21 protein-coding genes are annotated in these 20599 nt (G+C 64.7%); 9 read left to right on the top strand and 12 right to left on the bottom strand.

Annotated elements, in window-relative coordinates; translation table 11 throughout:
- Positions 1-365: 365 nt before the first annotated feature.
- Entirely contained in the window at positions 366-797 is a 432-nt protein-coding gene (locus tag B2Z70_RS02070; RefSeq protein WP_009803433.1) for a CBS domain-containing protein, read from the bottom strand.
- Between the two features lie 75 nt (positions 798-872).
- Complete coding sequence (locus tag B2Z70_RS02065; protein ID WP_292980397.1) at positions 873-1586, bottom strand: rhomboid family intramembrane serine protease; 714 nt, start codon at positions 1584-1586, stop codon at positions 873-875.
- Between the two features lie 83 nt (positions 1587-1669).
- On the opposite strand from B2Z70_RS02065, the gene hfaA reads away from it, so the two are divergent.
- From hfaA to hfaD, 3 genes are read left to right on the top strand one after another with little or no spacing between them, the layout of a single operon-like run.
- The gene (gene hfaA, locus B2Z70_RS02060) at positions 1670-2128 is read left to right on the top strand and encodes a holdfast anchoring protein HfaA (RefSeq protein ID WP_292980394.1); all 459 of its coding nucleotides are present in this window, start codon (positions 1670-1672) and stop codon (positions 2126-2128) included.
- Positions 2118-3107, top strand: coding sequence for a holdfast anchoring protein HfaB (gene hfaB / locus B2Z70_RS02055; protein ID WP_009803430.1), 990 nt, complete (start codon positions 2118-2120; stop codon positions 3105-3107). Before hfaA ends, hfaB begins: the two co-directional genes overlap by 11 nt.
- Entirely contained in the window at positions 3022-4248 is a 1227-nt protein-coding gene (gene hfaD / locus B2Z70_RS02050; RefSeq protein WP_292980390.1) for a holdfast anchor protein HfaD, read from the top strand. The genes hfaB and hfaD overlap by 86 nt, the downstream gene beginning before the upstream one ends.
- A 148-nt stretch (positions 4249-4396) precedes the next feature.
- Here hfaD and B2Z70_RS02045 read toward each other — a convergent pair whose 3' ends face one another.
- On the bottom strand, positions 4397-5299 hold the full coding sequence (locus B2Z70_RS02045) for a hypothetical protein (protein ID WP_009803428.1): 903 nt from the start codon (positions 5297-5299) through the stop codon (positions 4397-4399).
- A gap of 210 nt (positions 5300-5509) precedes the next feature.
- On the opposite strand from B2Z70_RS02045, the gene B2Z70_RS02040 reads away from it, so the two are divergent.
- The 4 genes from B2Z70_RS02040 to B2Z70_RS02025 all read left to right on the top strand — a co-directional run bounded on the left by B2Z70_RS02040 (position 5510) and on the right by B2Z70_RS02025 (position 8894).
- On the top strand, positions 5510-6070 hold the full coding sequence (locus B2Z70_RS02040; RefSeq protein WP_292980385.1) for a PAS domain-containing protein: 561 nt from the start codon (positions 5510-5512) through the stop codon (positions 6068-6070).
- Between the two features lie 56 nt (positions 6071-6126).
- On the top strand, positions 6127-6741 hold the full coding sequence (locus tag B2Z70_RS02035) for a PilZ domain-containing protein (RefSeq protein ID WP_009803426.1): 615 nt from the start codon (positions 6127-6129) through the stop codon (positions 6739-6741).
- A gap of 138 nt (positions 6742-6879) precedes the next feature.
- Positions 6880-7404 carry a DUF4339 domain-containing protein gene (locus B2Z70_RS02030; protein WP_009803425.1) on the top strand — a complete coding sequence of 175 codons (525 nt, stop codon included), beginning with the start codon at positions 6880-6882 and terminating at the stop codon, positions 7402-7404.
- 158 nt (positions 7405-7562) lie between these two features.
- Entirely contained in the window at positions 7563-8894 is a 1332-nt protein-coding gene (locus B2Z70_RS02025) for an OmpP1/FadL family transporter (RefSeq protein WP_009803424.1), read from the top strand.
- A 65-nt stretch (positions 8895-8959) separates the two neighbouring features.
- Here B2Z70_RS02025 and B2Z70_RS02020 read toward each other — a convergent pair whose 3' ends face one another.
- A complete protein-coding gene (locus tag B2Z70_RS02020) occupies positions 8960-9484 on the bottom strand; it encodes a gamma carbonic anhydrase family protein (RefSeq protein WP_009803423.1) in 525 nt (174 codons plus the stop codon).
- A gap of 329 nt (positions 9485-9813) precedes the next feature.
- Between B2Z70_RS02020 and B2Z70_RS02015 the strand changes: the two genes are divergently transcribed.
- Positions 9814-10569, top strand: coding sequence for a PhoH family protein (locus B2Z70_RS02015; RefSeq protein WP_009803422.1), 756 nt, complete (start codon positions 9814-9816; stop codon positions 10567-10569).
- Positions 10570-10626: 57 nt separating this feature from the next.
- On the opposite strand, the gene B2Z70_RS02010 is transcribed toward B2Z70_RS02015, so the two are convergent.
- From B2Z70_RS02010 to B2Z70_RS01975, 8 genes are all read right to left on the bottom strand, one after another.
- On the bottom strand, positions 10627-12180 hold the full coding sequence (locus B2Z70_RS02010) for a glycine betaine ABC transporter substrate-binding protein (RefSeq protein ID WP_292980374.1): 1554 nt from the start codon (positions 12178-12180) through the stop codon (positions 10627-10629).
- Positions 12173-12952 (bottom strand): ATP-binding cassette domain-containing protein, encoded by a 780-nt coding sequence (locus B2Z70_RS02005; protein ID WP_292980371.1) that lies wholly within the window; start codon positions 12950-12952, stop codon positions 12173-12175. Before B2Z70_RS02005 ends, B2Z70_RS02010 begins: the two co-directional genes overlap by 8 nt.
- Positions 12953-12981: 29 nt before the next feature.
- Complete coding sequence (locus tag B2Z70_RS02000; RefSeq protein WP_009803418.1) at positions 12982-13209, bottom strand: DUF3126 family protein; 228 nt, start codon at positions 13207-13209, stop codon at positions 12982-12984.
- Positions 13210-13293: 84 nt separating this feature from the next.
- The gene (cysE, locus tag B2Z70_RS01995; protein WP_009803417.1) at positions 13294-14124 is read right to left on the bottom strand and encodes a serine O-acetyltransferase; all 831 of its coding nucleotides are present in this window, start codon (positions 14122-14124) and stop codon (positions 13294-13296) included.
- Between the two features lie 36 nt (positions 14125-14160).
- Positions 14161-14769 carry an NUDIX domain-containing protein gene (locus B2Z70_RS01990; RefSeq protein ID WP_292980367.1) on the bottom strand — a complete coding sequence of 203 codons (609 nt, stop codon included), beginning with the start codon at positions 14767-14769 and terminating at the stop codon, positions 14161-14163.
- On the bottom strand, positions 14766-17867 hold the full coding sequence (locus tag B2Z70_RS01985; protein WP_292980365.1) for an efflux RND transporter permease subunit: 3102 nt from the start codon (positions 17865-17867) through the stop codon (positions 14766-14768). The genes B2Z70_RS01990 and B2Z70_RS01985 overlap by 4 nt, the downstream gene beginning before the upstream one ends.
- A 3-nt stretch (positions 17868-17870) precedes the next feature.
- Complete coding sequence (locus B2Z70_RS01980; protein WP_292980362.1) at positions 17871-19001, bottom strand: efflux RND transporter periplasmic adaptor subunit; 1131 nt, start codon at positions 18999-19001, stop codon at positions 17871-17873.
- 115 nt (positions 19002-19116) lie between these two features.
- Complete coding sequence (locus B2Z70_RS01975) at positions 19117-19836, bottom strand: TetR/AcrR family transcriptional regulator (RefSeq protein WP_292980359.1); 720 nt, start codon at positions 19834-19836, stop codon at positions 19117-19119.
- A 135-nt stretch (positions 19837-19971) separates the two neighbouring features.
- On the opposite strand from B2Z70_RS01975, the gene B2Z70_RS01970 reads away from it, so the two are divergent.
- Complete coding sequence (locus B2Z70_RS01970) at positions 19972-20598, top strand: nitroreductase family protein (protein ID WP_292980356.1); 627 nt, start codon at positions 19972-19974, stop codon at positions 20596-20598.
- Position 20599: the final 1 nt, after the last annotated feature.

The following is a 20599-nucleotide window of genomic DNA, read 5'->3' as shown; positions in this document are numbered from 1 at the left end:
AGTGAAAGCCGATCTCCAGGTCAACTCCGAATTTCAGAAGTTCTGCAGTCGGTTAGCCCGGCTGAAACTGACACGAAAGCGTCGGCTCCAGCGAAAGGGTTTCGCCGGTTTTTGAACTCCTTCCTTTCGGAGAGGCTCAGCAGTATGGAGCGATTTGCATCCGCCGGCAAGATCAATCTTCAGAAGATTTTCACTGGCCGCCGGCGCGTCGTTGTTCCCGCCGCCGAGGAGTGGGGGTGTATCCGCCCCTCCCGGGGGACGCAACCCCGAATGGGAGTCAAACTGCAGGTTTGCGCAGTCAGACGCATCCTGACTTTTGGGGGATGGCTCGCGCCCTGAACCCCCGCACGCTGAGGCCCTTGGTGTCAGGCGCCCTCTATATAGGCCTTGAGACTTTCCGCTTCGGCCTCGGCATGGGCGATCTTGCGTTTGACGACATCTCCGATCGACACCACGCCGGTCATTCGCCCCTCATCCATGATGATGATGTGACGGACCCGCTTCTCCGTCATCAGCGCCAGGAGCGTATCGATATCATCGGACGGGCTGGCGGTGATGAGTCCTGTGCTCATGACCGACTCGACACGCTCGGACAGCGCGGACGGACCGGAGCCTGCGATCGCTCGGGCGAGATCGCGTTCGGAGAACACCCCGACCGGCTGATCGCCGGCGTCGGTGACGATCACCGCGCCCACCCTGTGCTGGGTGAGTGCGACGGCGGCTTCCTGCAGGGTCTGGGACGGGGCGAGCGTGAAGACCGTCGCCCCCTTGTCATCAAGTATGCGTGCAGCGGTCATGCGGACCTCCCTCGCTCGTGTACTGGGAGTATAACCACACCGGTCCCCGCCCCACAAACGGAGCTTTGCGCCGGCCTAGACGCGCCGCCGCGCGCCCAGGATCCGGACACAGACCGGATAGGCCAGCATCCCGACCAGCAAGCCGCCCACATGTCCGGCCCAGGCGATGGGAACGGGAAAGACGAGATTGACCAGGGCGAGCGCCAGATTGAGTCCCAGCCAGGGCAATGCGAGCTGATACATGCCGGTGCGACCGCCCCTCGCCCAGCCCGCCGCGGCGATCAGCCCGGAAATGGCGGTGGAGGCGCCCGCCATTGTGGTCGCCTCGGTCAGATGGGTGATCTGGTGCAGCACGGCGCCGCCGATCGCGCAGGCGAAGAAGAAAACCAAGAACCCCGTATCTCCGCGCAAGCCCGGGCCGAAAGGTCGACGCACGGCCGGCCCCACCGAGAGCAGCACGCCCAGATTGATCAGAAGATGGGCCCAGCCCGCATGCACGAAGACATGCAGGATATAGGGCGAGAGGCCGAACAGGGGCGCCGGCGGGAAGGCGTCGACCGCAGCGCCGGTCCGCAACGCGCCCGCCCAGTAGATCAGGGCATGCACCGATCCGCCCCGTCCGAAGGACAGCGATTCCGCAAGCTGAACCGCCAGAATGATGGCGGCGAGCACAAGCACGACGCCGGGCAGAGCATTGAACAGGGGCTCGCGCGGCGGCGTCGGGCGCTCTGAAGCGGCTCTGCCGGCATCGGGATCATCCTGGGACAGAGGGGGCGGCGCGTCGCTCATGAGGCTTTCCTAGTGTTGAGAGGGGTTTGGCATGGCCATTGCAGCCTGGGGACCGAACCGTCTTCAAAGAGGACACATAAGGCATGACCCGTCAGCTTAAAGTCTGGCTCTGCGCGACCGCCGCAGCCATTTTCGCAGCGTCCTCGGCCATGGCGCAATCCACCGCGACCAATCCGTCGGAGTGGAATCGTCCCTATGGTCAGGCCTATGGCTCGGAAAACCAAGCGTATGTCGGCGCCCGCGTCGGCGGCAACCGGGTTGTCCTGAACGGCATTATCCAGACCGGCGTGGGCGTCTCGGCCCAGGCCAGCGCCCTCACCCAGAGCGCAACCGGCGTCGGCCTGAACAGCCAGTCCCAGTCCGGCCTGTTCACCAGCGCCGGGGCGAGCGCCATCGGCAACCAGCTCAATGTGGTGGTGAACGGCAATTACAACACCGTGGTGATCAACAATCGCCAGACCAATACAGGCGACATCACCGCCCATGCGGGCGCGACCGCAAACACCCAGTCCTCTCAGGGAGAAGCCGCCAATGACCGTTAAGCGTCTCATCGCCGCCGCGGCCGGCGCGCTGTCCCTCACAGCCTGCGCCACTTCGACCCCGGGCGCGGACGGGCTTTACGCCACGCCGACCGGCGGCGCGCCGGTGACCCCGAACCCGACGCCCTATTCGGATGCGCTGGTCTGTCTGTCGGGCTATGCTCGCCAGCATGGCCAGGCCGCGCCCCGCGTCGCCGTGGGCCGGATCGCGGACTATACCGGCCAGATGAACCCTGAAGGCGGCACCCGGGTGACCCAAGGCGCCTCCCTGATGGCGATCAGCGCCTTCGCCAAGGCGGGCGCGCGACTGGTGGAGCGTTTTGACACGTCCGTCGCCGAGCTCGAGCTGCGCTACGCCAACAACCAGCTGATCGGCGACGCCGCCGAGCAGGACGGCTATCGCCAGATCTATGCGGGTTCGATCCCGGGCTCGGACTATTATCTGGTGGGCGGCATCACCGAGCTGAACGCCAATATCCGCTCCAACGGCCAGGATGTTCTGGCGGGCGATTCTGTGGACTCCGATCCGTCGGGCCTGTTCTCGCGCCGCATGTATGTGATGAATGTCGGCCTCGACCTGCGCCTGATCGACTCGCGCACCCTCGAGGTGGTCGATGTCGTTTCCTATCAGAAGCAGATCATCGGCCGCGAGCTGTCCGCCGGGGTCTTCGCCTTCTTTGGCGATGTGGTGCTGGACGCCTCTGCGGGCGGGCGCTCTCTGGAGCCGATCCAGCTGGCCGTGCGCTCGGTCGTCGAGCGCGCCGTGCTGGAGATCTCCTCCCAGCTCTATCAGGTGTCGCCCGAACAGGTCTGTTCCTTCAACGACCCGATCGGCCCGTCCAATATTACCGGCGGCGTTCAGCTGAACACCGCTTACGCCCCCACGGAGGCTCCCTATGTCCAGGCTCGCACGAGTGTTGATCGCGGGCACCAGCGCCGCGACGTTGATATCCGCAGCCAGCTTCGCGGAACCTATCAATAAGGTCGAGCTCGATCAGGACCAGACAGGACCTGTCTCAGCTGAAGACGCTCAGGACGCGGATGGCGTGCGGGACATGATCTCGACCGCGGTCGCCCAGGGCAATTCGGGCACGGGCGCCCTGTCCGGCGACAGCGAGATTTCCGGCGCGCAGACGCTCGGGGGCTCTGTGACCGCGCAATCCCTGCTCAGCGCCAACGGGGTCTGGGCCAGCGTCGTCAGCACCGCAACCGCACAGGGCAACGCCCTGACCGCTGGCGTGGAAGACGGCGCCCTTAGTCTCGACCTCAACCAGACCGCCGGCGCGGGTCAGGTTTCCGCGCTGTCGCGTCTGCGCATCTCCGATTACGCCGCTCACACGGTTCAGACTGCGTCCAGCGCCGTAAACGCCATCCAGACCAGCGCGGAAGGCGGACAGACCCTGTCGATCCGTCAGGCGAGCGCCGCTGACTCCCGCGCCGAGGCCCGCGTTGAAGCGGCGGACGCTGAAATCGAGACCAGCGTCGTGGGCGCCGTGGCGGCCGGCAACAGCCTGATCTCCACCGTAGAGGACGAGGATTCGAGCCTGACGCTGGACCAGTCACAGACCGGATCCACGACGGCAACCGCCCATGCCGAGATCGGCAACGCCGATTATGGCGTCACGGCGGCCTCCCAGGCGGCGGGCAATACCGCGACCTTCCAGAACGACTATGGCGATAGCGAAACCGGCGGCGTTCAGAACAATTCAGGCGAGGTGCGCGCTGAAACGGTGATTCTCGCTGACCAGTTCGCCAATGGCTACGCGACCGGTTCGGCCAATGCTGTGGGCAACTCGGCGTTGACCTCCACCATTGGCGCGAACACTTATCAGGGCGTGCAGCAGACCAATTCCGGCGATGTCATCGCCAATGTGACGATGACCGGCGGCGCCGGCGGCGGCCTGGGTTCCATCCTGAACGCCACCGCCATCGGCAATGCGCAATCGGCCTATGTCTGCGCCAGCTGCCCGGTAGGCGTGTCGGGCGAGATCAACCAGATCAATTCCGGCGCCATCTCGGCCAGCTCTGTCACAACCCATGCCGGCCAGGTTCGCACGATCACGAGCTCGGCCACAGCCGTGGGCAATGCGGCGACCTTTGCGACGCAAAACCGCGGGAACTGATCCACACACGATACCCACCCAACTGACTGGCCGCTCCCGAAAGGAGCGGCCTTTTTCTTGTTGGCGGTCCGGTTTGCGTCTGAGGGCGCAAGAAAAACCCCGAAGGCGAAACCTTCGGGGTCCTGATCGTTAGCGCGGGACGGTCCGCCTAGTGATAGCCGCCCACCCCGCCATCCAGCATCAGGGTCATCGACCGGCGCTCATAGGACTCGCTACGGCGCTCGACCGTCTCAGTATAGTGCTCTTCATAGCGATACCAGACCAGCTTCACGCCGGGGCCATGCAGGCGAAGCAATGAACGCTCGTTGCAATTGCGACGGTGTTCCTGCGGCGCGCAGAACAGCTCTCCGCCGCGACCGTAACGCAGGGCTTCACCCTTCTGGCACTGGATCGAGACGCCGTCGAAATGGTCCTCGCCCTCTTCACGCCAGCCCAGGGTCGCCTGCAGGGCGGTCCCCGCGACGCAGCGGAAGATCTCGCCCTCAAAGTCCGGCGTCACGCGCTCGTCCGGATCCGGACGCGAGGCCGGATGCGGATTGCCGCTGTCGTCCATGCAGTACGCCCGCACAAGACGCCATTCCTCGACCCAGCGCGAGCGCTCCTCTTCATAGCTCTCGTATTCGCTCTCACCCGCCAGGCGCAAACCGGTCAGAGCGGTCGCCGCCGGGGCCGAGCCGCCCGCATAATATCCGCCGCCGCCATAAATGATGGTCGCGCCGGAACGGGCGGACGCGGTCGCCGTGGCGCCCGCATAGGCGTTGGCGCTCACATTGACATTGACCGAGGTGTTCACATTGACCCCGCCCACATTCACCGTCGTGCCGCCCACATGCACGTTGGGCGCGCCGATATTGATGCTGGGCGTCCCGATGACCGGCCCGCCCGGATGCGTGCAGCAGGGCGTCGGAGGCGGCGGCGGGGCGCAACACGGATCGCCCGCGGCGGCCGTCGTCAGCGTCACAGCCTGAGCCGCACCGGTCAGGGCCGCGGACGCCAGAAGGCTCGCAGCCAGGGCGGACAGGGCGGAAGCGTATCGTGTTGAAACGCGCATGGCGGTCTCCGTTCTCACTTGCGCGTACCCCTGCAAGACAGGGGCCGGAACCCCCGACCCACGGGCTGAACGGAAAAGCACCTGTCCCATATGAGGTTGGCAAGGGGCTTGCAGTCTGTCCCGCCAACACACGGTCCCGCCCTCGACGGCGCCGTCCCGACCGGGGCGGAACAGACCGGGGGACGATGACGAAGAAAAGGGACGGCGCTCGTGAAGCACCCGAACACTCAGACCTTGCTGGCCTATTGGCATTCACGCCGGCATGACGAACCCGCGCCGCAACGCGCGGACATTGCGCCTGAAGACCTGGGTTCGCTTCTGTCGAACCTGTTCCTGCTGCGCCGCATGGACCAGGGCCATCACGTGTTCCGTCTCGCCGGCACCGGTCTGTGCCGCATGCATCAGCGCGAATTCCGCGACCAGAACTTCCTCAGCCTGTGGCAGGGGCATGACCGGGTGCATGTGTCGGCGCTTCTTGAAGGCGCCCTGTCCACCCCCGCGCCCGCCAGCCTTGTGACCCAGGCCGTCAGCCTGGACGGAGAGATGACCGATGTGGAGATCGCGCTTCTGCCCCTGCGCGGGCCGGAAGGCTGGCTGGACCGGGTGCTCGGGCTCTATCAACCCCTGACGCCGCGTCCCGCCAATAGTCGACCGATTGTCCGCCATCGCTTGCAAGCCTTGCACCCCGCCCAGTGCCCGGCCCCCCATTACTCGGCCTTCACCGCGCCCAGTTACGAGGCGGTGGGTTTGCGGGTCGCGAACGACAGCTGAACTAGCGAAGTATTAAGGCTGTCACCCTAGGCTCATTGTGATGTGTCGAGGGTAATATGACGCGATCTGCAGACCTGGGCGCCCGACTGGACCGCCGGAAAATCAAGATTGCCGCGCGCGGCGCTGAAGAGCGCCGCCGCCATCGACGTGTGCGCCTGACAGTTCCCGGACGCGGCCTGTCGCCCAGCGCCGGCGAATTCACCTGTACGCTCGTGGACATTTCCCCGGGCGGCGCCCGCATCGCCTGCAAGACCCCGCCGGAAAAGGCCGAGCGAGTCGTCCTGCTGTTTGACGGCCTGGGCCGTCTGGAAGGCGAGGTGCTGCGTGCGGGCCGGTCCGGATTCATCGTTCGGCTGCATGGCTCCCAGCGCAAGCGCGACCGTCTGGCGGACGCCATTACCTGGCGTTTCAATATGCAACGCCTGGGACTGGATGAAGACCGCACCGCGCCCCGCAAACCCGGCCGGGGCCGCGCCAAGATCCGCTTGCGCGACGGCGTTGTGATCCAGGCGGATGTCATTGACGTCTCCATCAGCGGCGCCGCCTTCGCCTGTCTTGAACGCCCCCGCATCGGGGAGGCTGTCCGGGTGGGCGACATGCAGGGCCATGTTGCACGATGGCTGGACAATGGCTTCGCAGTAGCGTTCGATCCTCCCGCCGACCGGAGCTGAGGGTTCCGGATGGTTTTTCCGAGTGAATGCATGACAGCGTCACTTTGAAACACCATATTTCGAGGGGAACGGCCCGTTTCTTGCCTGTGTAGAGGTTCAAGCCTCTGGCAGTAGGGCCCTTGGCCGGGAGAATTATTGATGCCGCGCGACGACGGAATCGCCATGTCCTGGTTTGTGAAAGTGGAAGGCCGCGTGTACGGGCCTTACACGGGCGCACAGATGCGCGCCTTTGTAGGGGAAGGCCGTGTGGCCGGACACTCCACGGTTTCTGAACAACGGGATGGGGAATTCCGGGACGCCCGTGACGTTCCCCAGCTCAAGGCCTGGCTGGACGAGGCGCGTCGCGCCCCCGGCGAACGCCGCCCCATGCCGGCCGATGCGCGCACGTCCAATTTCGTGATCGTCGCCGACCTCAACTCCGACAGCCGGGGTGGTTTTGAATCCGCGCTGAAGGATTTCGGTGATGTGGAAGCGATCACGCCCGGCGTGTGGTTGCTGCGCGGCGCCGCAAGCGCAGCACACTTGCGCAATGAACTGAGTCATCTGCTGGCGCGGGACGACAGGCTTCTGGTCGTCGACGCCTCGCGCGACCGCTCGGCCTGGTTCAATCTGGGTCGCACCGCCGACCAGCGCATTCGCGACCTATGGGGCCGTCGCGACTAGACTTTTTCCTCCAGCAATTGCTGCTTTGCAGCGGCCCGAGACATCACATCACTGTCACGGGTCTGTTTTTATGCGTTGCGATGCATGTTGCGCATGCACATGTGTGCAGCAACGCGCGTCGCGAGCGCGGATAAAAACACAAAGCGGAGGACTCCCCCATGCTTCGTCTGAACAGCCTCGTCGTGCGCGCAGGCCTGGCCGCCGGTCTTGCCCTGTCAGCGGCCTCTCCGGCCCTCGCCGGCGGCTTCAAACTCTCTGAATACTCGGTCCGGGACCTGGGCATGGGCCATGCCGGCTACGCCGCGCTGGCCGACGACCCGTCCACGATCTGGTCCAACCCCGCCGGTCTGGCGCGCCTTGACGGCACGCAGATCCAGCTGGGCGCCCACGCCATCATCGGCCAGGGCGATTTCACCAACCAGGGCTCCGTGGACGTGCTGGGCCGACCGCTGGGCGGCACCGAAGAGAATGACCTCTTCAACGACGCCGTGATCCCCAACTTCTACCTGTCCCATCGCCTGAACGACCGTATCGTTCTGGGTCTGGGCGTGACCGCGCCGTTCGGCCTGGCCACCGAGTACAATCAGGACTCCGTCACCCGCTTCCAGAGCGTGAAGAGCTCCCTGAAGGTCGCCGAGATCAACCCGTCCATCGGCTATCAGGTCAATGACCGCCTGTCGGTCGGCTTTGGCGTTTCGGCGCAGTATTCCGAAGCCACCCTCGCCAACCATCTCGACTTCAGCGCCATCTGCCTCAGCCAGCTCACCCCGGCCCAGTGCACCGCCACCGGCTTCCTGCCGGGCCGTCCGGAAGGCTATCTGCGCGTCACTGGCGATGACTGGGCGTTCGGCTGGAATGTCGGCGCGCTCTATGACCTGACCGAGACCACCCGCATCGGCGTCTCCTACCGTCACAATGTGGACCACAACCTGGAAGGCGAAGCCGATTTCGGAGCGCCGGCGAATGCGGCGATCTTCGCGCCCGCCTTCACCGACACCGATGGCTCCGCCGAGCTGAACCTGCCGGCCGAGCTGGCGGTCTCCCTGGCTCACCAGGTCAATGAGCGTCTGTCGCTGAACGCGTCTGTCGTCTACACCTTCTGGGATTTCGAGCGCCTGGTCGTCGAGTTCGACAATCCGGCTCAGCCCGACGCGGGCGAAACCCTCGGCTATGACGATGAAGTGCGCTACGCAGTGGGCGGCGAGTACGCCTATAACAGCCGCCTGACCCTGCGTGCGGGCGTCGCTTACGATCAGTCTCCGACCGAAAACGAGCACCGCACCACGCGCGTGCCCGATTCGGACCGCACCATCATCGCACTGGGCGCGTCCTTCCAGGCGACCGATTCCATCCAGATCGATGCGGGCTATCAGCACCTGATGTTCGATGACGCCCCGATCAACCATGTGGGGTCGACCGGTGATCGCGTTGTGGGTGACTACGACAATGTCGCCGATATTGTCGGCCTGTCCCTGACCTGGCGCCGCTAGGCCTGGCCACATCTGAACAGAAACGGCGCCGCAGGATCACCTGCGGCGCCGTATTCTTTCGAGACTCAGAGCGCCTTCAGCCCCTTGGCGTAGCGCGCCGCATTCTCGGCGTAATGGTCGGCGCTGGCCTTGAGCATTTCGGCCACCCCCTCCCCGATCTCTTTCACCACCTTGCCCGGCGCGCCCATGACCACGGACCCGTCCGGGATCTCCTTGCCCTCGGTGATAAGGGCGTGTGCGCCGATGATGCAGTTCCGGCCGATCTTCGCGCCGTTGAGAATCGTCGCGCCAATGCCGATCAGCGAGTAATCGCCCACCGTGCAGCCATGCAGCATGGCCTTGTGCCCCACGGTCACGCCTTTACCCAGCGTCAGGGGGAAGCCCATATCGGTGTGCATGACCGAGCCGTCCTGCACGTTTGAGTCTTCGCCGATGGTGATCAGCTCATTGTCCCCGCGCAGAACCGCGCCGAACCAGACCGAAGCCCGCGGCAGGAGTTTTACACGGCCGATAAGCGCCGCATCCGGCGCGACCCAGGCCCCGTCCTCGCTGATTTCAGGGCTCGCATCGTCCAGTCTGTACAGGGTCATCGGGCTCTCCCAAGGTGTTGCGCCGCACAATATGTCGGCGTTTTTTCGTCTTTGTATCGGATATGAGACGAGTAGACTCATACTTCGTTAGGCGTCCAACATGACACTGTGCTTGCGATTCGAGATCAAGGTTCGATTCGCTTCGCACGCGCCGCATGGCGCTGGATGTGTGAAGGAGGACGTGATGGCGTACGCGCCACCTCAAGCTGGTACGACCCCGCCGCCCGGTGCGCCGGTGTCGTTTGAGTCTCGCGCTTCCGAATTCACCGCTTTGATGACCCCTCCGCTGCCGCGTGAGGGGTTTTTTCTTGTCTCCTGGAGGGCCTGACATGCGTAAACGAGCCACCAAACGCCGCCAATCCGGACAGTTCAACGCTGACGCATATGAGGAAGACAAAGTCCGTTCGCTCTTCCCCGGAACCAGCTGGTCCCCCGATGACAAGGAGCCCATGCGCGATCAGAGCTATACCAAGAACGTCAAACCGCGCTCGAAGAACCAGGCCGAGCTCATGGAGGCCATCGATTCCCACAATCTGGTGATGGCGCTTGGCCCGGCGGGGACGGGCAAGACCTATCTCGCCGTCGCCAAGGGGGTCGAGGCGCTGGAAAAGGGTGAAGTGGGCCGCATCGTCCTCTCCCGTCCGGCCGTGGAAGCGGGCGAATCCATCGGCTTCCTGCCCGGCGCCATGGAAGAGAAGCTCGCCCCGTATCTGCGCCCGCTCTATGACGCGCTGGCGGACCGGTTGAGCCCGAAACGCCTGAAGGCGCTGATGGCCGAGGGCCTGATCGAGATCGCGCCCATCGGCTATATGCGCGGACGCACCCTGAACAACGCCTTCGTGGTGGTCGATGAGGCGCAGAACTGCACCTACGCCCAGCTCAAGATGCTGCTGACCCGTCTGGGCTGGAACTCCACCATGGTGGTGACCGGCGACCCGGCGCAGACCGACCTTCTGCCCGAAATGTCCGGCCTCGCAACCATCGCCGAGAAACTCGACGAAGTGGACAATATCGGCGTCATCCGGCTTCAGAAGGAAGACATTGTCCGTCACCCGCTGGTGGCGAGCATGCTGACGGTTCTCTAGACTTCTCAGAGACCGAGGAGAGACAGCCCTGCACCTGCATGCGGGGCTGTCTTGCCTTCAGGGTTCGACCGCGTCGAGAATCAGCTGCGCCGCCTCGCTGACAGAGCGGCGCTCCACTTCCACCACGGCATTCGCCTCGCGCATCAGGTCCGCATCGATCGCGCCGATGAGCGGCGCCAGCGCTCGTCCCACCGCCGGCTTCTGCGCCGCCTCGGCTGACAGCAGGATCACCGCGTCATAGGGCGGCAGCGCGCCACGCGGATCGTCAAGAATCACAAGGCCATAGGCCAGAACCCGCCCATCGGACGTATAGGCGGTGATCACATCTACCGCCCCATTGCGGACCGCGTCATACATGAAGGCGGAATCCATGCTCCGCTGCTCAATCCCGCTCAGTCCATAGAGCGCACGCGTGCGCTCCCATTCGGTGCGGGCGAAGAATTCAGGGTCGGCGCCGACAGACAGGGACGGCAAGGCGACGAGATCCGCGATCGATGTGACGGCTTCAGACTCGGCGAAATCGGCGGTAACCGCGAATCCGTACGCATTCTCGAATCCCAGACGCCCCAAGGCGACGATCCCGGCGTTTTCATAGAGCCAGCTTGAAACCGCGGCATACATCTGGTGGCGCGGGATCGGGGCTTCCTCCCCCATCACATTGGCCCAGAGCGTGCCCGTATAATCCACATAGACGTCGATCTCGCCCGAGCGCAGCGCGTCAAACACCACGGTGGAGCCCAGATTCTCCCGACGTTCGGTCCGGGCGCCCGCCCCCTCAAGACGCCGTTCGATCACCTCGGCGAGAATATACTGTTCGGTGAAGCTTTTGGCGCCGATGATCACCGGTCCGTCATCGAAACCGGCGTCGACCTGCGTCTGCCGCCCGACCGATCCCTCCCCGCTGGCGCGGTTGACCATGACGGCGCCCCCCAGCACCAGAACGGGCGCCAGAATCACCACGAGGGCGGAGATCAGAGCGCCCCTGCGCTGACCGGACTGCATCGCCCGCTCGCACGCTGCAATCAGCTGATCGAGCAGCAGCGCCAGCCCCGCAGAGCACAGGCAGCCGAAGATGACCGCCGCCCAGGTCCGGGTCTGAAGTCCGGAAAAGATGTAATTGCCCAGGCTCGTCGCCCCGACCGGCGTCGCCAGGGTCGCCGCCCCGACAACCCAGACGGTCGCAGTGCGAATCCCTGCAATGATGGTGGGCGCGGCCAGCGGCAGCTCCACCCGCAACAGGCTTTGCCGAGTCGACATGCCGACGCCTCGCGCCGCCTCACGCACCACCGGATCCACGCCCTGCAGGCCGACAATGGTGTTTCGCAGCACCGGCAGGACGCCATAGAGCGTCAGCGCGAAGAAGGCGGGCGCAAACCCGATCATCCCGCCCAGAAGCGGGACCATGAGCGCCAGAAGCGCGAGGGCGGGAATCGTCTGCATGACGCTGGCGACGCCCAGCGCAGGACGCGCGACGCCCGGATTGCGGGCCGCGAGGATGCCCAGAGGCAGAGAGATCGCCAGCGCCGCCAGAAGAGCCGCCACAGACAGACGCATATGCCCGCCCAGATACGCCGGCAGCGTCGCGATCAGATCCGGCAGCGCATCAAGCATCGCGTCCCGCCTCGGCCTTGAGGGCCTGCACCGCATCCGCCTCATGCAGCGGGCTTTCCAGCATCTGCCGCACAATGGGATGGGCGGGCGCGTTGAGCAGTGCTCTGGGCGTATCGTACTGGACGATCTCACCGGCATGCATCACGGCGATGCGATCCGCCATCAGCAAGGCCTCAGCCATGTCATGAGTGACCATGACGGCGGCGAATTCCATACGGTTCTTCAGGTCGAGAAAGTCAGCGCGCAACCCGTCCCGCGTAATCGGATCAAGCGCGCCGAAGGGTTCATCCATCAGCACCAGTCTGGAGCCCGCCGCCAGCGCGCGCGCCACGCCAACGCGCTGGCGCTGCCCGCCCGAAAGCTGATGAGGGCGGCGATCGCGGTGCTCGAGCGGATCAAGTCGCACCAGCTCGAGCATGTCATCGACGCGCGACGAGATGCGGTCCGCCTCCCAGCCCAGAAGCTGCGGCGTCACCGCCACATTTTCCGCGACGCTCAGATGCGGAAACAGGCCATCGCCCTGCATGACCCAGCCGATCCGACGGCGCAAGCTGACAGAATCAAGAACGGCCGCGTCCTCGGTTTCAATGAGGACGCGGCCGCCTGAAGGCTCCAGCAATCGGTTGATGCATTTGAGAGTCGTGGTCTTGCCGCAGCCGGATTCCCCGACCAGGGCGACGATCTCTCCGGCTTCGACCGCGAAACTGACATCGCGCACGGCCCTGAAGCCGTTGCGATAGGTCTTCTCAAGCTGGTCGACCGCGAGGATCACACGACATGCCTCTGTCAGCCCGGAGCTGATCAGATGCCTTCAAGGTCGATGTCGAGGATGACGATCTCGAAGGAGTAGGAGACTTCGCCTTCCTCGACGTTTTTCGACACCACGCCCAGAAGCTCTGAGTCGATGTAGATCTCCGCGCATTCATCGGCGCGCTGACGCAGACGCACGGCCAGCTTCGGATTCAGTTTGCTGCGCAGGAAGGTTTCGACTTTTTTCGCTTCAGCGGCAGTGAAAACGGGAGCGGCCACGGCTGTACCTCTTATCGGGATGGATCAACGAGTCAGGCGCACCCTAGCGTTCTTCCTGCGCAGGGCAACACAAAGGGCGCAGAGCTAGCTGTCCTCGCCATTGGAGGCGAAGGTCTGGTCCATGGTGCGGGAGGGTTCGGCGCACCGCCCGCCGACGGGCTTGGCCGGAACACCAGCCACCGTGCACCGCGACGGCACATCGGCCAGCACTACAGAGCCTGCTGCGATCCGCGCCTCGGCCCCGACGGTGATATTGCCCAGCACTTTCGCGCCCGCGCCGATCAGCACGCCATTACCGATCTTGGGATGACGGTCCCCGCCATCCGCGCCCGTACCGCCCAGGGTCACCTCATGCAGGATGGAGACATTGTCCCCCACGACCGCGGTCTCGCCAATCACCACGGAGGTGGCGTGGTCGATCATGATGCCCCGGCCCAGCTGGGCGGCAGGGTGAATGTCGACGCCAAAGCGTTCGGACATCCGGCTCTGCATGTGGAACGCCAGACTGTCGCGGCCGTCGCGCCACAGACGGTGGGCGATCCGGTAGCACAGCAAAGCGTGGAAGCCCTTGAAATAGAGGAAGGGCTGCAGCAAGGAGCGGCAGGCCGGATCCCGCTCATCCACCGCCAGCATGTCGGCGGCGGCCTGTTCGACGAGATCGCGATCGGATTCCAGCGCCGCCTTGGCGACATCATGGACCTGCAGGGCGTCGAGCTGGGAATCGCTCATCTTGGCGGCCACACGGTGCGCGAACGCCTCGGTCAGACCGTCATGACGCAGGATGGCCGCGTTCAGGAAGCTCGCCAGCATGGGCTCTTCGGCCGCCGCGGAGGCGGCGTCCAGACGCAGGCGGTTCCAGACGGATCCCGCAAGCGGCGGCGTTTCATCGAAGACCTGGGTTTGCGCGAGGGTCATCGGTGACTCCTGTGATGGTCGCAGATCGGGGGCGTCTCAGGCTTCATCAAGCCCTGACAGGATGGACCGGGACAGTCCGGGGTCAAGAGCGCCACGACGCGCTTGTTCAACCGCAGCCATCAGCATGATCATGGAAAACCCGTCCCGAATTGTACCCGAAATGGCCATCTCCAGCGCCTCGCGCAAGGGCAGACGCCGCATCTGCATGTCCGCTTCCGTCCCTTCCCGCTCCGGCGTCCCCTCACTGAGGCCCCAGGCGATGAAACTGTAGGCGCGCTCGCTGGTGATGGAGTTGGAGACGTCAAACTCTGACAGCGGGCGCCAATGGGCGGCTCTCAGGCCAGTCTCTTCCTCAAGCTCGCGCTTGGCGCTTTCAAGCGGCGCAACGCCTTCGGGACCGCCCCCCTCGGGCAATTCCCAGGACCAGGCATCCAGGGCGAAGCGATGCTGGCCGACCAGCACCGTATCGCCATTGTCATAAACCGGCAGCACGCCGATCGCCGCTTGCCGGGGCTCCATGACGCCGTAAAGGCCCGGCTGGCCGTCCGGACGCAGGACGTCGAACTCGCGCACGCGCATCCAGGGATTTTCATAGCCCAGACGCTCTGACAGGATCGTCCAGGGGCCTCGGCGCAACTGGGTCACAAAACAGGCTCCGGCTCGGAGGCGCCCGACGGGGCGCCCTGCGGGTTGGAACGTATCAGCAGCACGAATGCCGCCGGAGCGAAAATCAACGCCAGGATCGCCGAACCTGCAACGCCGCCGGCCACAGCGGAAGCAAAGGGCAGCCAGAAGGGGTCGCCCTCGATCAGAAGGGGCGCGAACCCGCCAATCGTGGTCAGCGTCGTCGCCAGTATATGTCGCGTCGCATCCATGACCGTGTCCCGGATGGCCGCAGCATCCCCGGACTGGGCTGCCGCACTGGCCTTGAGCGCGCTGAGCACGACGATCGAACCGTTGATCGCAAGCCCCACCAGTCCGAGCGCGCCGACAATCGCGTTGAACCCCAGGGGCGTGCCGAACATCCAGACCCCGAACAGAGCCAGACCGACCGACAGGAAGCCGATGACGAAGATCACCCCGGCATAGCGGAACGAGTTGAACGCCAGAACCACCGCAGCCACCATCAGGATCAGCAAGGGAGCGGCGGTGGACATGAGGTTCGCCATCGCCTCACCCTGATTTTCAGCTTCCCCCCCGATCTCCAGACGATAGCCGGGCGGCAGGATCAGGTTTTCCGCCTCGAAACGGTCCTGGAAGGCGGCCAGCGTCGTGGCCGGCAGGACGTAGGGCGACAAATAGCCATAAATGGCGTTGACCCGCTCAGCGTCCACGCGCGTGATGATGGATGTTTCCGGCGCCAGCCTGACCTGAGCGAATGTCCCCACGCCGAGCGGCGATGCGCCAGCCCCTGCCGGCAGGGGCGCCCCGCTGATGGAGTCCGGCGAGTCCCGGCGATTGTCAGGAGCCACAACCCGGACCGGCAATTCTTCCACGCCTTCGAGAACCGACCCGCCCTGCACGCCGTCCATGCCGGCGCGCAACCGACCGGCGATATCTGAAAGCCGCAAGCCTGCAAGGCCGGCTGAGACCTCATCCACATCCAGGCGCACGATCGGCTCGCCCAGGGCCAGCTCGGCCTGGGTGTAGGTGACCCCTGGCGTGCCGCCCAGAATGCGACGGATCTCCTCGCCCAACCTGTCGAGCACTTCAAGATCCGGTCCGATCACGCTGATCTCTATGGGCGCGGGGGCCGGCGGGCCCTGCTCGAAAGGCAGCGCCAGAAACTGGGCGGACGGGAACTGCTCGATGGCTTCGGCCTGGACGGCCTGGACGATGCGTCGACTGGCGGCGGAATCGGTCGCACGGACAAATCCTTGCGCGAAATTGGGACGCCCTTCATCGGCGCCAAACATATTGTAGTAGACGCGCGGGCTGGTTTCCCCGAGCACCCAGACGACCGTTTCAACACCGTCATGCGCGGTGATCATGTCCGTCGCGCGCTGAATTTCAGCGCGAGTGACATCCAGGGGCGATGACGGCGGCAGGGTGAGACGCACCTGGAACATGTCCCTTTCTGTTGGCGGAAAGAACTGTCCCGGCAAGGTCGAAGCCGCCGCAAACCCCGCGACCGGAACCAGCACCCCGAGCGCCAAGCCCAGCAGGGGCTGTGCGATCACAGCATCCAGAAGCCTGCGATAGAGCTTCGCCAGGACCGGAACGCGCAGGCCGTCGCGCCAGAACGGGGCGTCGCGCTCCCCGGCGCGGCCATCGTCAAACCAGGCCGCCATGGCGAGGATGACCGTGAAGGCCAGAATGAAGCTCGCGCTGACCGCGAAGATCACCGAAATGCCGATCATGGAGATGAATTCCCCGGCCGTGCCGGGCATCAGGGCGATCGGGCCAAAGGCAAAAATCGTCGTCAGAGTCGAGGCCAGCAGCGGCCCGAACAGGGTCTTCGCCGCCTTGTCGACGGCCAGCAGCCGCTCCAGACCTCTCGACCTGAGCAGCCTGTAGTCATCGACCACCACGATCGCGTTATCGATCAGAAGGCCGAGCGCAACGACCAGCCCGGTCACGGACATCTGGTGCAGCGGCTCGCCATAGACATTGATCAGGACCATCACGAGCAAAATGGTCAGCGGCAGGGCCGACCCCACGATCAGGGCGCTGCGCCAGCCCATGACCAGGAACAGGACGGCGAAGACGATCAGGGCGGAAAAGCCCAGATTCTGCGCCAGTCCGGCCAGGCGGTCGACGACATAGTCCGCCTGGGCCATGACGATCTCGACCTCGACGGCCGGATTGGCCGCCCTGAAGTCACGGACGACCCGCTGGGCGCGCGCATCCCACGCATCCACCTGCAATTCGGGCTGCAGATAGCCCGCCACCAGGATGGTGCGGCGATTGTCGATATAGGCTTCGCTGGCTGCAGGCTCACGCACCGTTCGCTCGACCCGCGCGATGTCGTCAATGCGCACGAAGCCGCTTGGACTTTGCGCCACCGGGACGTCCCGGATCCGGTCCAGCGAGTCAAAGGCGCCATCAACCTCGATATTGATATCAAGCGTCTCACCCGCCAGACGACCGGCCGGCAGCTTGGCGTCCGATCGGGACAGGAGGCCGGCCACTTCGACAGGGCCCAGGCCCAGCGCTGAAACAGCTTCCGGGTCCAGCGTGACGCGCACCTCTTCCTCCGGCGCGCCGAAAATCTGGGTCTCATCCGTCCCCGGAACGCTGCGGATTCTGTCTTCCAGATCCTCGGCCAGTCGGGACAAGGCCCCCTGCCCGGCTTCAGAGCCCTCGGGCCATCGCAGGGAGACCACCAGAGTGGCCGCGCCCATATACTGGCGCTCCACGCGCACCGGCAGAACGCCGTCCGGCAACAGGACTTCAACCGAAGAGACCTGGTCGCGCACCTTGGTCCAGGCCTGCTCGACCATGGCCGGGCTCAAGTCTTCGCGGATATTGACGCCGATCAGCGCCACATTGGCGCGTATGGTGGAATCCACCTCATCCAGCTCCACGAGCTCCATCAGCGCAGCCTCGATCGGCTCGACGATCAACGCTTCCATCCGCTCGGCGTCCGCCCCCGGAAAGCTGGCGACCACAACACCGAAGCGCTCTGTGAGCGATGGGTCCTCCTGACGGCCCAGGACGCCCAGCGCAGCCAGGCCGGACACAACCGACAGGAACAGCGCCAGAAGCGTCAGGCGCGGATAGCGAAAGAACAGCGTGGCCATCGATCAGTCCCCACGCGCCGGACGGACCTGTTGACCTGGCGCAACGCGGTGCACGCCGCCCGCCAGGATCATCTCGTCGGTTTGCACAGCGCCGCGCAGATAAACCCGGTCACGCTCAGTGTGCAGGATTTCGACAGGACGCGGCTCAAGGATGAAGGCCTCGCCGTCAGGAACCAGGGCGTATATGGACCAAAGCCCCCTGCGCCCTTCGCTGAGGGCGGCGACAGGGGCCCAGAAGCCGCGCTCTTCAAGCTGGTAAGGCAGAACAAGCCGGGCGGTTGAGCCTGCGGGCGTCTGCGCCCCTTCCGGCATGTCAAAAACCACACTGATGCTGCGGTCGCGCGCATCGATCACCCCCGTGGCTGCGCGCAATCTGACCAGGATCGTTTCGCCGGTCGCCAACTCGACCCGATACGCCGCGCCCGCATTCAGACGGGCCGCGTCATGCGCCGGCAGACCGGCCCGCACCTCAAGCACCCCCGCCTCGACAAGCGTCAGGACCGGCACGCCAGCCCCCACCGAGGCTCCGTCATCAAAATGCCGCGCCGTCACGATCCCGGCATACGGCGCCGTGAGGGCGGACAACTCGATCTGAACCGACAGGGCGGCTTCAACGGCGCTTGCCGCTTCGATACGCGCAGCGGCCGCTTCGGCGCGGGCGGACACTTCATCAAGAACCTGTTCGGACACATGACCTTGCGCCACGAGCCGCCTTTGCCGGTCCAGGGTCACGCTGGCGAGACGGGCCTCGGCACGGGCTGCAGCGACATCCGCTTGCGCCGCCTGGCGTTGCGCCTCGAGTGCGCGGGTATCCAGCGAGGCCAGTATCTGGCCCTCTTCGACCGGATCTCCGACATCCACATTCAAATGTCTGATCTGGCCGCCTTGCGGAAAGCCGAGCGCACTCTCGCGCCGGGCTGTGATCAGGGCCGGAAATCGTGACTCCGCCTCGGCCGCCTCGGTATAGAGAACCGACATCACCGGCACGGGTGTGGCCGTTGCAACCTGCTGGGTCTGCGTATTTGCGCTGGCGCTTCTGAATGTGCTGACGCTGATGACAATCACCACCAGCATGACCGCACAGGCGGCGACGCTGAGCGCGAACGTCCCACGCGAACGCTGAAAGGAAGGCATGGGATGTCCTTTTCTCGTCTGGAGCTGACTGAGAATATAACACGAAAACGCAGTTTGAAAAGTGAACAGTGTTCACAATCCACGCAGTCTAATCGCCTGACAAATCAGGCCTTGCTCAGAAGGTCTCGCCCTCATCGAGACGGGAGAGCAATTTGCGTGTCCCGAGCCCTCGAAGCACCGCCTCGGAATGAAAGGCGATAAGCCGGTCCAGCTCTGAGCGGACTTCCGCTTCATCAGGATCCCTGAACGCTTCAGGGTCCAGGCTCAACCCAGGCAGGCCGCACGGGAAATTGGGAATGGTGACGGCCAGCAAGGTCAGGCCGTGTGACGCCGCCCAGACAGACTTCGCCGCAAGCTCGATATCCATTTTGCGAAACCAGCCTTCATCCATGCTGAACTGGATCATCTGGTGAAGGTGACCCGCGGCGGCGAATGCATAGGTTTCTTCCTCGGGATCCTTTTCGTCAGGAAAGGCCGAGAATGCCAGCTTGTAATGTCCCGGCTGCTCCAGTCCGGTCTCGACATAGGCCCGCATGCAGGGCGTGCAGAGCAAGGGGCCATCCTTGATGTTATCGGTGACCGCCTTCATCCGGTCATGCAGGCGTTCAAAGAAGCTCTCGCGGATCTCGCGGAACAAGGCTTCCTTGGAATCAAAATACTTGTAGAGCGCGGCCGGAGAGTAATCGATGCGCTCTGCGATGCGACGCATGGACAGACCGGCTTCGCCTTCCTCGGTGAAGATCTCTTCGGCGGCGTGGATGATCGCATCGCGCACTTTGCGACGGCGGCGTTCCGCCGGGCTGAGCGCGTCTTCACTGACTGCGGTGATGGTCACTTCCCCAACTTCCCCGGATCTGTCGCCTGGCCTGCGTCTGACAGGTCCTGACTTGATCGCGACATGCTAACCTACAACGTATAGCGACGTTTCACGCATACGGTCAAAACACCGCTTCGAATCCAAAGGCAGATCATGGCCTCCTTCACCGCACCAACCTTCCCCCATCCCGGCGATTCGATCACCCTGTCCGGCGCCAGCCCCGAGACCCTGGCGCTTCTGGCGCAGCGGCGCTCGACCCTGGCCAAGGATATGGGTGAGCCCGGCCCGAGCGCCGAACAGCTCGACACGCTGCTCAAGATCGGCGCCCGCACGCCGGATCACGGCAAGCTGTTTCCCTGGCGCTTCATCGTGTTCGAGGGCGAGGCGCGGGCGAAGTTCGGGGAACGTCTGGAAGCGCGCTTCCGCGACATCGAACCGGATGCGCCGGCGGAACGCTTTGAACTGGAACGCTCACGCTTTCTGCGCGCGCCCGTGGTGATCGCCGTGGTTTCCGATACGGACGAGACTCACAAGGTGCCTGAATGGGAGCAGATCCTGTCCGCCGGCGCCGTGTGCCAGAATCTTCTGATCGCGGCGGCGGCCCTGGGCTTTGGCGCGCAATGGCTGACCGAATGGTACGCCTTTGACAAGCGCATGAAGAGCGCCCTCGGCCTGCAACCCGGAGAACGCGTGGCGGGTTTCATCTATGTCGGCACGCCGCAAGTCCCGGCCCAGGAACGCCCCCGCAAGGACCCGCGAGTGACGCGCTGGGAGGAATAGC

Origin of the sequence: Oceanicaulis sp. UBA6590, from assembly GCF_002433705.1 — a bacterium.
GTDB lineage: Bacteria > Pseudomonadota > Alphaproteobacteria > Caulobacterales > Maricaulaceae > Oceanicaulis.
Note: the sequence above shows the minus strand (reverse complement) of the source record. Positions and strands in the feature narration are given on the sequence as shown.

Excerpts from the sequence above, each read along its gene's own strand:
- B2Z70_RS02010 (WP_292980374.1), bottom strand. The coding sequence starts at position 12,180 with ATGCTTGATGCGCTGCCGGATCTGATCGCGACGCTGCCGGCGTATCTG.
- cysE (WP_009803417.1), bottom strand. The coding sequence starts at position 14,124 with ATGACCCTCGCGCAAACCCAGGTCTTCGATGAAACGCCGCCGCTTGCG.
- B2Z70_RS02030 (WP_009803425.1), top strand. The coding sequence starts at position 6,880 with ATGCCGCGCGACGACGGAATCGCCATGTCCTGGTTTGTGAAAGTGGAA.
- hfaB (WP_009803430.1), top strand. The coding sequence starts at position 2,118 with ATGACCGTTAAGCGTCTCATCGCCGCCGCGGCCGGCGCGCTGTCCCTC.
- B2Z70_RS02070 (WP_009803433.1), bottom strand. The coding sequence starts at position 797 with ATGACCGCTGCACGCATACTTGATGACAAGGGGGCGACGGTCTTCACG.
- B2Z70_RS02045 (WP_009803428.1), bottom strand. The coding sequence starts at position 5,299 with ATGCGCGTTTCAACACGATACGCTTCCGCCCTGTCCGCCCTGGCTGCG.
- B2Z70_RS02035 (WP_009803426.1), top strand. The coding sequence starts at position 6,127 with ATGACGCGATCTGCAGACCTGGGCGCCCGACTGGACCGCCGGAAAATC.
- B2Z70_RS02025 (WP_009803424.1), top strand. The coding sequence starts at position 7,563 with ATGCTTCGTCTGAACAGCCTCGTCGTGCGCGCAGGCCTGGCCGCCGGT.
- hfaD (WP_292980390.1), top strand. The coding sequence starts at position 3,022 with ATGTCCAGGCTCGCACGAGTGTTGATCGCGGGCACCAGCGCCGCGACG.
- B2Z70_RS01985 (WP_292980365.1), bottom strand. The coding sequence starts at position 17,867 with ATGGCCACGCTGTTCTTTCGCTATCCGCGCCTGACGCTTCTGGCGCTG.
- B2Z70_RS01970 (WP_292980356.1), top strand. The coding sequence starts at position 19,972 with ATGGCCTCCTTCACCGCACCAACCTTCCCCCATCCCGGCGATTCGATC.
- B2Z70_RS02065 (WP_292980397.1), bottom strand. The coding sequence starts at position 1,586 with ATGAGCGACGCGCCGCCCCCTCTGTCCCAGGATGATCCCGATGCCGGC.
- B2Z70_RS02020 (WP_009803423.1), bottom strand. The coding sequence starts at position 9,484 with ATGACCCTGTACAGACTGGACGATGCGAGCCCTGAAATCAGCGAGGAC.
- hfaA (WP_292980394.1), top strand. The coding sequence starts at position 1,670 with ATGACCCGTCAGCTTAAAGTCTGGCTCTGCGCGACCGCCGCAGCCATT.
- B2Z70_RS01980 (WP_292980362.1), bottom strand. The coding sequence starts at position 19,001 with ATGCCTTCCTTTCAGCGTTCGCGTGGGACGTTCGCGCTCAGCGTCGCC.
- B2Z70_RS02015 (WP_009803422.1), top strand. The coding sequence starts at position 9,814 with ATGCGTAAACGAGCCACCAAACGCCGCCAATCCGGACAGTTCAACGCT.